Raw genomic sequence first — 13463 nt, 5'->3', positions numbered from 1 at the left:
GGCCCACGAGGTCTGGCGGCGCGCGGCGGCGGCAACCTGGAGGAGCTCGTCATCGGTCAGGTCAGCCAGGCGGCTTTTGTCGCCGGAAAGGCAGACGGCCAGTTGCGGACTAGGAGGGAACCATTCCCGATCTTCCCATTCACGCCGGGAAGCAACGACCACCGCAGACATCGATACGACGATTTTACCTCCCACCACAACCCGAACTCGTCCTTTAATTCTAGCGCAAATCTTCGCCAGCTTCACTGGACATTTTGGACACGTCACGTTCACTTTGCGGATCACTGAAACGAAAGGACGCTCCTTGCGGTCGGCGCCCATCCAACGGCCGGAGACAGCTGAGCACGGCTTTATCGGGATGGGGTGGTTGCTGCGGGTGGACGGCTGAGGTGGCCCCTGCGGCTTGGCGCGAACCCGCAGGCGGTCACCGGCTGAAGTCACGTTGGTTGCGGTGGACGGGTTGCGGAATCATGTCCAGGAAAGGGCAGGCACAGGGCATGGTCACAAAGCGCGCTACGCGCGCGTCAGCACCAATGATCAGCGCACCGAAGCACGAGCACGCCGCACATAAACAAGCCCAATCCCTCGCCGATCTTGCGCGTAGCGCAAAATGAACAGCAACCACGCACCCGGGCCGCGAAATAACCGATCATCCCAGCCACCTACCGCAACCAACGTGACAGCAACCGGTGACGACAGAAACGGACGCACCCGCCTTCGGAAGGCCACCTCAGCCGCCCAGGAGCAGCAACCACACTAAAACCGGTAAAAAGAAGACCTCAGCCACGCGCACACCCCAAGGTGCGCGGGGACGCCCACAGGGAACGCTCAAGAAGACACCAGCGACAACAGGAACGGGCGCACCGACCTCCGGAAGGCCCCTCATGTGAGCCATGTGAGCCATGTGAGCTCTTGCGACACCCGCCCGATGAGTATCACCACCTTCGACGGTCTACACCTCGCAGGAGGAACGCGCCGGCGATAGGAGAGGAACGATGACCACACCGCTCGACAAGGAGTTCACGGCCCGCTTGCAGAAGAGTCCCGCCAAGGGCGGCTGGACGTACGTCATCTGGCCCGAGTCTGCGGAGTTCTTCAAGACGCGGGGCCTGGTCAAGGTGAAGGGGACCGTCGACGGCCACCCGTTCCAGGGGTCCTTCATGGCGCTGGGCGACGGCAACCACAAGCTCGCCGTGAAGGCAGAACTCCGCCAGGCGCTCGGCAAGGACATCGGTGACGATGTCACCGTCCACCTCGCCGAGCGCCTCAGCTGACGAGACGCCCAACCGGACGACCAACACGACGCCCATCTGGACGACCAGCTCGACGACCAATGAACCCGATCAGAGCGAGTTCCAGAAGGAGCAGTTACTGGTCTCGGCGGTGTCGGTCCGATGGATGCCATCGGTGCCGGGCGCCAGGGACAGGACGTCGCCGGACGACCGGAAGCGCGGCCAGTCGGGCGCGTGCGTCGCCCTCGGCCTGCCGTCGTGGGCGAAGGACGTCCAATAGGCGACCATGGCGTCGGAGAGACGGGCCTGCTGCGGGTTCAGCTCGCCGAGCAGGCCCGGGAACAGGAACGTCAGCTCCGTGGCGTGTTCAGCACCCTCCTCGAAGCCGGGGACGTCGATCAGCGGAGGCGCGGTGCGGTCGGCGAACTGGTAGGCGTACACCGGCACGCCCGCGCGCTTGAGCAGCCGGAACGCGTCCTGGTGCAGGCAGGACGACAGGGCGCCGCCGGCGTCGGTCTGGATCGTGGCGAGGGCGATCCTGGGGTCGGGGTAGTCGCCGGCCGGGTAGCGGGCCAGCACCGCGTCGGCGCCGGCGCCGTAGGTTGAGCGGACGATGGTCTCGTACTGTGCCGCGGTGATGGGACGCGGGTAGTAGAGCGAGACGTACAGGCGCATCTCGTCCAATGTGTTGCCGTGCATGACCGGCACCCGGCTGAAGCGGCCCCGCTCGATCGCCTGTACGGGCTGCAGGGGCAGGACGCGGTCGCCGCCCGCGACGGGGCCCGCGCTCATCCCCTTGGCGTCGAAGGTCTCCAGCAGCGTCTTGACGGGCAATGCGCGCAGGCACGCGGCGGACGATCCCTCGTCGCATCCGACGGCCTTGGCGAGGGCCTCCCCGTCGGCCTCGGCCGAGGCTTCGGAGCGGACCGGGGTGGCGCAGCTGAAGCTCTGCGGGATCACCTTGTGGAACAGTCCGGCGGCGGACGGCGAGACGAGGTTGGCGCAGGAGTCCGCGGCGCCCGCGGATTCGCCGAACAGGGTCACGTTCCGCGGGTCGCCGCCGAAGGCCCTGGCGTTGCGCTGTACCCAGCGGAGGGCGGCCTGCTGGTCGAGCAGCCCGTAGTTGCCCGCCTGGTAGCGGCGGTCGGCGCCGGTCTCCAGGGCCGGGTGTGCGAGCCAGCCGAGCGGGCCGAGCCGGTAGTTGACGGTGACGACCACGACGTCGCCGTCTGCGGCGAGCTTGGCGGCGTTGTAGACGCTTCCGCTGCCGGTCGTGTTGCTGCCGCCGTGCACCCACACCATGACCGGGAGCGCCTGCCGGCGGTGTGCGCGGGTGGGCGTGGTCACGTTCAGGTAGAGGCAGTCTTCGCCGTAGGTCGTCTCGCCGCCGTAGGGCGGGGCGAGCTGCGCGCACTGGCTTCGCGGGTACGTCGCGTCGTACGTGCCCTGCCACGGCCGCGCCGGCTGCGGCGGTCTCAAGCGCAGGTTCCCGGTCGGTGGTGCGGCGTACGGGATGCCTTGGAAGAGCCGGTGATCCGAATCGGCCTGGCCGCGCACCAGGCCGAGGTCGGTGCGGACGACGGCGGCCGGATCCGGCGGGCCGGGCTGGGCCACGGCCGGAGCCGCCCCGGCCAGGACGAGAGCGGACGCGAGCAATGGGATGCCGGTGAGCCTCACAGGGCCCCCTTTCAGCACGACGCTTCTGGTGCCCCCGATCCCCCGGATCCAAATTAGAACTCGATTCTAGGATTGATGCAACCCTCCCGGACGGCAAGGCGCGAATGCCTCGGTAAGTGATGGTTGTACTGTCTCGTCCGTGACAACGGGAAACACCGTCTCGCTGGGACGGCGGCTCTGGACGACCCTGGTCGCGCTCGGCTTCGTCGGGCAGCTCGCCTGGACCGTCGAGAACATGTACCTGAACGTGTTCGTCTACGACACGATCAGCGGGAACCCCGACGTGATCGCGGCGATGGTGGCGGCGAGCGCGGTGGCGGCGACCGTCGCGACGATGACGATCGGGGCGCTGTCCGACCGGATGGGCCGCAGGCGCGCCTTCATCGCGGGCGGATACATCGCCTGGGGGCTGTCCACGGCGGCGTTCGGGCTGATCAGCGTGGACACGGTCGCAGAGGTCGCGCCGTTCGCCGACGCGGTCGTGGTCGCGGCGGCCACCGTCGTCGTCCTCGACTGCGTGATGTCGTTCCTCGGGTCCGGCGCGAACGACGCGGCGTTCCAGGCGTGGGTGACGGACGTGACCCGGACCGAGAACCGGGGACGGGTCGAGTCGGTGCTGGCCGTCATGCCGCTGATGTCGATGCTCGTCGTGTTCGGCGGATTCGACTGGATGACGCGGGACGGGCAGTGGCCGCTGTTCTTCCTCGTCATCGGGCTGATCATCGCGGCGGCGGGTGTCGTCGCGTGGGTGTTCGTCCGGGATCATCCCGTGGAGCGGCACTCGGACGGATACCTCGGCGCGCTCGTCCACGGGCTGCGGCCGGCGGCGATGCGCCGGAACCCCGGGCTGTATCTCGCGCTGGCGGCCTGGTGCGTGTGGGGGATCTCCACGCAGGTCTTCCTGCCGTACCTGCTCATCTACCTGCAGCGGTACCTGGACATCGAGGGGTACGCGGTGGTGCTCGCCGTCGTCCTGACGGGGGCGTCGGCGGTCAGCGTGCTGGCCGGGCGGGTGATCGACCGGGTCGGGAAGGTGCGGTTCCTCACCCCGGCGATCGCGGTGTACGCGGCGGGCCTGCTGCTGATGCCGCTCGCGCGCGGCATGGTCCCGGTGATCGGGGCCGGGCTGGTGCTGATGTCGGGGTTCATGCTGGTCCTGGCGCCGGTCGGCGCGCTCGTCCGGGACTGCACGCCGGCGGGACGGGCCGGGCACGTGCAGGGGCTCCGGATGGTGTTCGCCATCCTCGTCCCCATGCTCGTGGGACCGTGGCTCGGCGCCGCCGTCATCAAGGGCGCGGACGAGCGCTACGAGGAGCTCGGCGTGCTCAAGCACGTCCCCACGCCCGCCATCTTCCTGGCGGCGGCGGCCGTGCTGGTGCTGATCGTCCCGCCGGTGCTGGCGCTGCGCCGCCGGGACGCGAGGATGAGGGAGGCCGTGCGATGACGCTGCTCACCAGGTGGGGCAGGGCGCTCGATCCGGACGCGGTGCTGCCGGAGCATCCCCGGCCGCAGCTCGTCCGCGGCAGCTTCCTCAACCTCAACGGGCGCTGGGAGTACGCGTTCGCGGACGAGGAGCCGGCGGAGTACGACGGCGAGATCGTCGTGCCGTTCTCGCCCGAGTCGGCGCTGTCGGGCGTCGGGAGGCAACTCCGCCCGGACGAGACGCTCTGGTACCGGCGGAGCGTCCGGCTGCCGGACGGGTTCCGCCCGGAAGGCCACCGGGTCCTGCTGCACTTCGGCGCCGTCGACCAGACCTGCCGGGTGGCGGTCAACGGGAGGGAGGCCGGACGGCACGAAGGCGGTTACCTGCCGTTCGGCTTCGACATCACCGACCTCCTGGAGGACGGCACCGGAACCCTCGTCGTCGAGGTTCGGGACCCGTCCGACAGCGGCGACCGGGGCTGGGGGAAGCAGAAGCTCAAGCGCGGCGGCATCTGGTACACGGCCCAGTCCGGCATCTGGCAGACGGTGTGGATCGAGTGCGTCCCCGAGGTGCACGTCGAGCGGCTCACGCTCGTCCCGCACCTGGACGAATCATGCGTCGAAGTGACCGTCCACGCCGGCACCGGCGAACCGGCCCGTATCGAGATACGAGCGGGCGACCAGGCCATCGCACACGCCGAAACGCCGGCCAACGAACCCGTGCGGATCCCCATCCCGGACGTCCGCCCCTGGAGCCCCGAAGACCCCTTCCTCTACGACATCACTGTTGAACTCGGCACAGACCGCGTCGAAAGCTACGTCGGGATGCGGTCGTTCGGCACCGGCCCCGACGAGAACGGCGTGCTCCGGCTGCTGCTCAACGGCCGCCCGTACTTCCACGCCGGCGTCCTCGACCAGGGCTACTGGTCGGACGGCATGTACACCGCGCCGTCCGACGAGGCGCTCGTGCACGACATCGCCACGATGAAGCAGCTCGGCTTCACCATGCTCCGCAAGCACATCAAGGTGGAGCCGAGCCGCTGGTACTACCACTGCGACCGGCTCGGCATCCTCGTGTGGCAGGACATGGTGAACGGCGGCGGCCCGTACCGCCCGGAGGTGGTCACGGCGCCGGCGGTGTCCCCGCTGCGCCTGAACGACACGAACCACAGGCGTTTCGGACGCGCCGACGCCGCCTCCCGCGAGCGCTTCCGCGAAGAGATGCGGGCCACGATCGAGCACCTCCGCAACGTCGTGAGCATCGCCGTCTGGGTGCCGTTCAACGAGGGCTGGGGCCAGTTCGACGCGGCGGACATCGCCGCCGAGGCCAGGGCGCTCGACCCGACGCGCACCATCGACCACGCCAGCGGATGGCACGACCAGAAGGCCGGCGACCTGCGCAGCCTGCACGTCTATTTCCGGCGTTTCCGCGTGCCCCGCCGCCGGGACCCGCGCGTCCTCGTCCTGTCCGAATACGGCGGATACAACCTGCGGGTCGGCGGCCACGCCTTCAATGACGAGGACTTCGGCTACAAGCGCTACGACTCCCGCGACCGGCTCGGCGCGGCTTTCGCGCGGCTGCACGCGCGGCAGATCGTCCCGGCGATCCCGCGCGGCCTCAGCGCGACCGTCTACACCCAGCTCTCGGACGTGGAGGACGAGCTGAACGGCCTCCTCACCTACGACCGCGAGATCTGCAAGCTCCCCGAGGGTCTGGTGCGTGCGGTGAACGCCCGGCTCACCATCGCTGGCGGGCCTCCTCCGCCCACCCGGTGAGCCCGTCGACGTCGAGCCACGCACCGTCGTCGGCTTCGACGCGACCGCTGAAATGCCCGAAGCACTGGTGGGTCTCCGTGCCGACGACGCCGAGCTCGGTCCGGGCGACCTTCTCGTGGAACGGGCGGAACTCGATCTCGACCCGCTTCCCGCTGATCGTCCAAGGGCGCGACCAGTCGGACCGGTCGTAGGTCCAGTCCAGCTCCTCGCCGATCTTGTGGAGGCGGCCGTCCACGACGACGGCGTTCTCGGTCATGCCGGTGCCGTCCGTCCACTTGCCGCCGAACTGCAGCGCCAGACCCGGCCCGGCGGCCGCCGCCCAGTTCCACGTCATCCGGTACGGCCACTTGCCGCGCCCGTGGTCGAGGACGGCGAAGGCGCCTTCCCCGATCTCGTGCTCCCCCGAAGGCAGCGTCAGCCGCCCGTGCACGGGACGCCCGACGTCCTTGACCGTGTACTGGAAGCGCCGCGGCCCCCACGGGATCACCACGCCGAGCGACTCGTGCCCGTCCGGCAGGGGAACCTCGACATCGAGATCGATCACCCCGGGCGCCACGGCCCGGACCCGCGATCCCGACGGACCCTGCCGGACGCCGACCGCCACTCCCCCGCCCCGGACGGACGCCTCGCCGGCGCCGCTCCGATCGGGGAACACGGCGCCGCGCGCGAACGGCACCACGGCGTCCTTCCCGGTCTCCTCGCCCGTCTCGCGGTCGAGGACGTAGACGCCGTGCACTCCGGCGTAGTCGAGCGACGAGGCCACCAGCCCGATGATGTGCCGGGGCGTGACGATGCCCCAGTACTCCCACCGCTTCGCCCGTCCCCACCCGCGCAGGTTCGCGCGGTGCAGCGGCCGCCGCGTCCAGCCGACCGCGTCCGGGTCGAGCCGCCCGTCCGGAAGGCACAGGTCGACGGGTTCGGTGATCTCGCGCTCGTGCGTCCCCATCACCCGAGCGTACCGACTCGGCGGGCGGCGTCCCCGCAGCGGTTCAGGGGCAGGACACGCGGCGTTTAAATAACTCCATACCTCGGCCAGAGTTTCTCTGGTGCCATACCGGTCGATCTTCCCAAGGTGATCATTGAACCGCCCTGGAGCGCCGAGGAGCACGATCGCGCGCTGGACCGGCTCGCGGCGCGGGAGAACTTTCCGGTGGCGGCGCGGCTGCTGCCCGCCCGGCACCGCGCCGATCTGCGGGCCGTCTACGGCTTCGCGCGGCTCGTCGACGACATCGGCGACGAGGCGCCGCCGGAGCAGCGGTCCAAGCTGCTCGGGCTCGTGGACGACGACCTGGACCGCGTGTTCGCCGGCCGGACGCCGAACCTGCCGCAGTTACGGCGGCTGGCGGGGACGGTGCACGCGCACCGGATCCCGGCGGCGCCGTTCCGCGACCTGGTCCGGGCCAACCGGCAGGACCAGGCCGTCCACCGGTACGAGACGTTCGACGAGCTGGTCGGCTACTGCGCGCTGTCGGCCGCGCCCGTGGGGCGCATCGTCCTGCACCTGTTCCACGCGCACCGGCCCGCCCTGGTGGCGGCGTCCGACGACGTGTGCACGGCGCTGCAGGTGATCGAGCACTGCCAGGACGCGGGCCAGGACTACCGGGCCGGGCGCGTCTACCTGCCCGGCGCGGACCTGCGGCGGTTCGGCTGCGCCGAGGCGGACCTGGGGCGCCCGGTGACGCCGACGCGGCTGCGCGGCGTGCTGGCGCTGCAGGCCGGCCGCGCCGCCGAGCTGCTGGACCGGGGCGCGCCGCCGCTCATGGCCGGCCTGACCGGATGGGCGCGGATCGCCGTCGCGGGCTACGTGGCCGGCGGCCGCGCGGCTCTGTCGGCCCTGCGGCGCGGGCGCTACGACGTGCTCGCGCACCGGCCGCGCCCGCGGCACGCCACGCTGCCCGCCAGGTGGGCGCGTGTTCTTGGAGGGGGACGATGACTGTGCTGCCGGACGGAGGCGTGCGAGCGCTGACGCACCCCGCCCTCAGAGGGGGTGTGCGATGACGGTGTCGGAGGCGTGCGAGCGGTCCGAGCGGGTGGTCGAGGCGTACCGGCACTGCGAGCGGGTGGTGCACGAGGAGGCCCGCAACTTCTCCTACGGGATCCGGCTGATGCCGGCGCCGAAGCGGCGGGCGATGAGCGCGATCTACGCGTTCGCGCGCGGCATCGACGACATCGGGGACGGCCCGGAGCCGGCGTGCGTGCGGCTCGACCTGCTGGACCGGTCGCGGCAGCGGCTGCTGACCGTGCAGGAGGTGCTGCGGCGGCGCGCGGACGTCCGGGCGCTGGAGGGGCATCCGGTGCTGACCGCGCTGGCGGACGCGGCGGGCCGCTACCCGATCCCCCTTGACGCGTTCGACGAGCTGATCGACGGCTGCGAGGACGACGTGCGGGGCGCCGACTACGACACGTTCGACGACCTGCTGCGGTACTGCCAGCGGGTCGCCGGGACGGTCGGGCGGCTGTCGCTCGGGGTGTTCGGGTCGGACGGCCGGCAGCGGGCGGAGGGCCTCGCCGACTCGCTCGGCGTCGCGCTGCAGCTCACCAACATCCTGCGCGACCTGCGCGAGGACCGGCTGGCGGGCCGCGCCTACATCCCGCGCGAGGACCTGGACCGGTTCGGCTGCACGCTGGAGCTGGACGAGTCGGGCACGTTCATCGACCCGCCGTGGCGGCTGAACAAGCTCGTCGGCTTCCAGGCGGAGCGGGCCCGCGCCTGGTACGCGGAGGGGCTGCGGCTGCTGCCGCTGCTGGACCGGCGCAGCGCCGCCTGCACGGCGGCGATGGCGGGCATCTACCGGCGGCTGCTGGAGACGATCGCGGCGCAGCCGTCCATCGCGCTGAACGGCCGCGTGTCGCTGCCGACCTGGCAGAAGGCTGTGGTGGCGGCGCGCGCACTGTCGGGAGTCGAGCGGTGACCGGCGCCGGACGGACGCCGGCGCCGGGGGTGGCGTCATGAGCGTGGGCGAACCGCCGGGAGCGGCGCAGGAGTCGGGGGTGGCATCGTGAGCGTGGTCATCGTGGGCGGCGGGCTCGCGGGTATCAGCGCCGCCATCGCACTGCAGGAGTCGGGCGTGCCGGTGACGCTCGTCGAGTCACGCCCGTGGCTCGGCGGCGCCACGCACTCGTTCGTCCGGGGCGAGCTGAGCGTCGACAACGGGCAGCACGTGTTCCTGCGGTGCTGCTCGGCGTACCAGGGGCTGCTGCGCAGGCTGCGCGCCGACCACCTGGTGGAGGTGCAGGACCGGTTCGACGTCGCCGTCCTGCGGCCGGGCGCGGAGCGGGCGCGGCTGCGCCGGGCGCGGCTGCCGAGCCCGCTGCACCTGGTGCCCGCGCTGGCCCGGTACTCGCCGCTGGCGCCCGGCGACCGGCTCCGCGCGCTGCGCGCCGCGGCCGGGCTCGGCCGCCTCGACCCCGCCGACCCGGTGCTCGACACGATGTCGGCGGGGACGTGGCTGGCCGAGCGGGGCCAGCGGACGTGGGCGCGGCACGCGCTGTGGGGGCTGTTCATCACGGCGGCGCTCAACGCCGAGGTGGACGACGCGGCGCTCGGCCTGTCCGCGATGGTGTGCAAGCGGGCGCTGCTGGGACGGGCCGACGCGGCCGACATCGGGGTTCCGCTCGTCCCGCTGGAGGAGCTGCACGGGGGCCCGGCGCTGCGGCGCATCGCGGAGATGGGCGGGACCGTCCGGCTGAAGGCGAAGGTCGAGGCCGTCACCACCGACCCGAAGGTGGTCGTGGACGGCGTCCCGGTGGCCGCCGACGCGGTGGTCCTGGCGGTGCCGCACGAGGCGGCGGCGCGGCTGCTGCCCGCGCAGGCGCTGCCCGAGCCGCTGCGCTGGCCCGAGCTGGACGCCAGCCCGATCGTGAACGTGCACGTCGTCTTCGACCGGCGGGTGATGGACGCGCCGTTCGCCGCCGCCGTCGCCTCGCCCGTCCAGTGGGTGTTCGACCGGACGGCGGTGAGCGGGCTGCGCCGCGGCCAGTACCTCGCGGTGTCGCTGTCGGCCGCCGACCGGTGGATCGACATGCCGACCGCCGAGCTGCGCGCCCGGTTCGTCCCGGAACTGCGGCGGCTGCTGCCGGCCGCGCGGGACGCCGCCGTCCGGGAGCTGTTCGTGACGCGGGAGCGGCGGGCGACGTTCCGGCAGCGGCCCGGCAGCGCGGCGGCCCGGCCCGCCGCGGCGACACGGGCGCCGGGTCTGTTCCTGGCCGGCGCGTGGACCGACACGGGCTGGCCCGACACGATGGAGGGAGCAGTGCGCAGCGGCCTCACCGCAGCGCGGCTGGTCCGCCGCCACCTGGAGGGGGTGAGGGACCGGTGACGCGCGCATCCGCCGGTCCTCAACCGATCCGCGACGACCTGGGCAAGGTGAGGACGCTGTGACCACTGTCTCCGCCCGTCCTCGACCGGTCCACCACAACTTGGGCAGGGTGAGGACGCTGTGACGACCGTTCCGGTCTCGATGACCGATGTCCGGGAGCTGGTCGACGGGGCGCTGCGCGCCGCCGTCGGCCGGCTCGATCCGCGCACGTACCGTGTGGCGGCCTACCACCTCGGCTGGACGGACGAGGAGGGCCACCCGCGCAAGGCGCCGGCGGGGAAGGCGCTCCGCCCGGCGCTCGCGCTGCTGTCGGCGCGCGCGGCGGTGGCTCCGCCGGAGAGCGCCCTGCCGGGGGCCGTCGCGGTGGAGCTGACCCACGCGTTCTCGCTCCTGCACGACGACATCATGGACGGCGACCGGACGCGCAGGCACCGTCCGGCGGCATGGACGGTCTTCGGTGAGGCGTCCGCGATCCTGGCCGGCGACGCGCTCCTCGCCCTTGCCGGCGAGGTCCTGCTGGAGGCGCCGGGGCAGGGCTCGGCGAAGGCGGCGCGCGCGCTGTCGGCCGCCGTGCGCCGCCTCATCGCCGGTCAGTCGCTCGACATGGACTTCGAGACCCGGCGGCAGATCAGCGTGGACGAGTGCGTCGCCATGGCGTCCGACAAGACCGCCGCGCTGCTGGCGTGCTCCTGCTCGATCGGGGCCGTCCTGGACGGGGCGTCCGAGTCCCTCTCGGACGCGCTGGAGGCGTTCGGCACGGACCTCGGCGTCGCGTTCCAGCTCGTCGACGACCTGCTCGGCATCTGGGGCGACCCCGCGACCACCGGGAAGCCGGCCATGTCCGATCTGCGGTCCCGCAAGATGTCGCTGCCGGTCGTGGCGGCGCTGAACTCCGGCACGCCGGAGGCGGCGGCGCTCGCCGAGCTCTACGCGCGGCCCGAGCCGTCCGAGGAGGACGTCGCCGAGACCGCCGCGCTCGTGGAGGCCGCGGGCGGGCGCGCCTGGGCCGAGATCGAGGCGGAGAGCCGCATCCAGCGCGCCGCCGAGCACCTGCTGTCCGCCCGGCTGCCGGAGCCCGTCCGCGCCGAGTTCCTCCGCATCGCCGACTTCGTCACCCGCCGGGACCACTGAGAGATCCGGGATCACGATGACAACGCTGGAAACGCCGGAAACACCGGAGCGCACCGGATCGCGGACGGCCGCCGAGGCGCTGGACGCCGCCCGCGACCACCTGCTGCTGCTCCAGTCCCCGCAGGGCTGGTGGAAGGGCGAGCTGCAGACCAACGTCACGATGGACGCCGAGGACCTGCTGCTGCGCGAGTTCCTCGGCATCCGCACCGACGAGGACACCTACGAGGCGGCCCGCTGGATCCGGTCGCAGCAGGCCCCGGACGGGACGTGGGCGAACTTCCACGACGGCCCGCCGGACCTGTCCACGACCGTCGAGGCGTACGTGGCGCTGCGGCTCGCCGGGGACCTGCCGGACGCCGGGCACATGATCCGCGCCGCCGCCTACATCCGCAGCGAGGGCGGCGTCCCGGCGGCCCGCGTGTTCACCCGGTTCTGGCTGGCGATGTTCGGCCGGTGGTCGTGGGACGACCTGCCGGTGGTGCCGCCGGAGATGGTGTTCCTGCCGCGCTGGTTCCCGCTGAACGTCTACGACTTCGCGTGCTGGGCGCGGCAGACGATCGTCCCGCTGGCGGTGGTGGGCGCGCTGCGTCCCGTCCGGCCGCTGCCGTTCGAGCTGGACGAACTCGTCCCCGACTACGACGTCCCGCGCAAGGGCGGGCGGGGCCTGCCCGGCTGGGGCGCGGCGTTCGGGGCGCTCGACAAGGCCCTGCACCTCTACCGGCGGCGCCCGCTCAAGGGCCTGCGGGACGCGGCGCTGCGCCGCGCCGGCGAGTGGATCGTCGCGCGGCAGGAGCGGGACGGGTCGTGGGGCGGCATCCAGCCGCCGTGGGTGTACTCGCTGCTGGCGCTGCATCTGCTCGGCTACGGCCTCGACCACCCGGTCGTACAGCGCGGCCTGGACGGGCTCGAGCGGTTCACGATCCGGGACGAGAAGGGGCGGCGCCTGGAGGCGTGCCAGTCCCCCGTCTGGGACACCGCTCTCGCGATGAACGCGCTCGCCGACGCGGGCCTGCCGGAGGGCCACCCCGCCCTGGAGCGGGCCGCCGAGTGGGTGATCGGCGAGGAGGTGAAGGGGCCGGGCGACTGGTCGGTGCGGCGCCCCGGCCTGCCGCCGGGCGGCTGGTCGTTCGAGTTCGACAACGACTGCTACCCCGACGTCGACGACACCGCCGAGGTCGTGATCGCGCTGAACCGCGTCCGGCACCCGATGGCGGAACCGGCGATCGAGCGGGGGGTCCGCTGGATGGCGGGGATGGCGTCCAGGGACGGCGGGTTCGGCGCGTTCGACGCCGACAACACCCGCGAGCTGTGCCGCAGGCTGCCGTTCTGCGACTTCGGCGAGGTGATCGATCCGCCGTCCGCCGACGTCACCGCGCATGTGGTGGAGGCGATGGCGCACCGGGGCATGGCCGACTCGCTGCTGGTGAAGCGGGCCGTCGTGTGGCTGCTGAAGGCGCAGGAGCCCGACGGGTCGTGGTTCGGCCGGTGGGGCGCCAACCATGTGTACGGGACGGGCAGCGTCGTCCCGGCGCTGATCGCGGCGGGCGTCCGGCCGGAGAAGCCGGTGATCCGGGACGCGGTCGGCTGGCTGGAGCGGCACCAGCGCGACGACGGCGGCTGGGGCGAGGACCTGCGCTCCTACCGCGACCGGTCGTGGGTCGGGCACGGCGCGTCGACCGCGTCGCAGACGGCGTGGGCGCTGCTCGCGCTGCTCGCCGCCGGCGAGCGCGGCCCGGCCGTCGAGCGCGGGGTCCGCTGGCTCGCCGAGCGCCAGCGCCCGGACGGGACGTGGGACGAGGACCACTTCACCGGCACCGGCTTCCCCGGCGACTTCTACATCAACTACCACCTGTACCGGCTGGTGTTCCCGCTCGCGGCGCTCGGCCGGTACCTGAAGGGGTCCTGA

General features: G+C 72.3%; 11 protein-coding genes. 8 read left to right on the top strand and 3 right to left on the bottom strand.

The genetic code is table 11. The features are described 5' to 3' along the window. Positions 1-246, bottom strand: a 246-nt coding sequence (locus tag AL2_RS38645) for a hypothetical protein (protein ID WP_218003693.1), incomplete at its 3' end; no start/stop codon positions are given. A gap of 749 nt (positions 247-995) precedes the next feature. Here AL2_RS38645 and AL2_RS22655 point away from each other — a divergent pair. Next, a complete protein-coding gene (locus tag AL2_RS22655) occupies positions 996-1274 on the top strand; it encodes a DUF1905 domain-containing protein (protein WP_067636608.1) in 279 nt (92 codons plus the stop codon). A gap of 69 nt (positions 1275-1343) precedes the next feature. On the opposite strand, the gene AL2_RS22650 is transcribed toward AL2_RS22655, so the two are convergent. Further along, on the bottom strand, positions 1344-2909 hold the full coding sequence (locus tag AL2_RS22650) for a carboxylesterase/lipase family protein (RefSeq protein ID WP_067636607.1): 1566 nt from the start codon (positions 2907-2909) through the stop codon (positions 1344-1346). Positions 2910-3048: 139 nt separating this feature from the next. Between AL2_RS22650 and AL2_RS22645 the strand changes: the two genes are divergently transcribed. Next, entirely contained in the window at positions 3049-4353 is a 1305-nt protein-coding gene (locus tag AL2_RS22645; protein ID WP_067636605.1) for an MFS transporter, read from the top strand. Next, a complete protein-coding gene (locus tag AL2_RS22640; protein ID WP_067636603.1) occupies positions 4350-6107 on the top strand; it encodes a glycoside hydrolase family 2 protein in 1758 nt (585 codons plus the stop codon). Before AL2_RS22645 ends, AL2_RS22640 begins: the two co-directional genes overlap by 4 nt. On the opposite strand, the gene AL2_RS22635 is transcribed toward AL2_RS22640, so the two are convergent. Then, the gene (locus AL2_RS22635) at positions 6070-7053 is read right to left on the bottom strand and encodes a DUF2804 domain-containing protein (RefSeq protein WP_067636601.1); all 984 of its coding nucleotides are present in this window, start codon (positions 7051-7053) and stop codon (positions 6070-6072) included. The genes AL2_RS22640 and AL2_RS22635 overlap by 38 nt on opposite strands. A gap of 126 nt (positions 7054-7179) precedes the next feature. On the opposite strand from AL2_RS22635, the gene hpnC reads away from it, so the two are divergent. From hpnC to shc, 5 genes are all read left to right on the top strand, one after another. Further along, positions 7180-8040 carry a squalene synthase HpnC gene (gene hpnC / locus AL2_RS22630; protein ID WP_083946783.1) on the top strand — a complete coding sequence of 287 codons (861 nt, stop codon included), beginning with the start codon at positions 7180-7182 and terminating at the stop codon, positions 8038-8040. A 61-nt stretch (positions 8041-8101) separates the two neighbouring features. Next, complete coding sequence (locus AL2_RS22625) at positions 8102-9019, top strand: phytoene/squalene synthase family protein (RefSeq protein ID WP_067636599.1); 918 nt, start codon at positions 8102-8104, stop codon at positions 9017-9019. A gap of 87 nt (positions 9020-9106) precedes the next feature. Further along, positions 9107-10426, top strand: a complete 1320-nt coding sequence (gene hpnE, locus AL2_RS22620) for a hydroxysqualene dehydroxylase HpnE (protein ID WP_245666842.1) — start codon at positions 9107-9109, stop codon at positions 10424-10426. 120 nt (positions 10427-10546) lie between these two features. Continuing rightward, a complete protein-coding gene (locus AL2_RS22615) occupies positions 10547-11557 on the top strand; it encodes a polyprenyl synthetase family protein (RefSeq protein ID WP_218003692.1) in 1011 nt (336 codons plus the stop codon). Between the two features lie 16 nt (positions 11558-11573). Next, positions 11574-13463, top strand: coding sequence for a squalene--hopene cyclase (shc, locus tag AL2_RS22610; RefSeq protein ID WP_067636596.1), 1890 nt, complete (start codon positions 11574-11576; stop codon positions 13461-13463).

Origin of the sequence: Actinomadura latina NBRC 106108 (assembly GCF_001552195.1) — a bacterium.
In the GTDB taxonomy this organism is placed as follows: Bacteria; Actinomycetota; Actinomycetes; order Streptosporangiales; family Streptosporangiaceae; genus Spirillospora; species Spirillospora latina.
The sequence above is the reverse complement of the archived record's forward strand: the minus strand, read 5'-3'. Positions and strand labels throughout refer to the sequence as shown.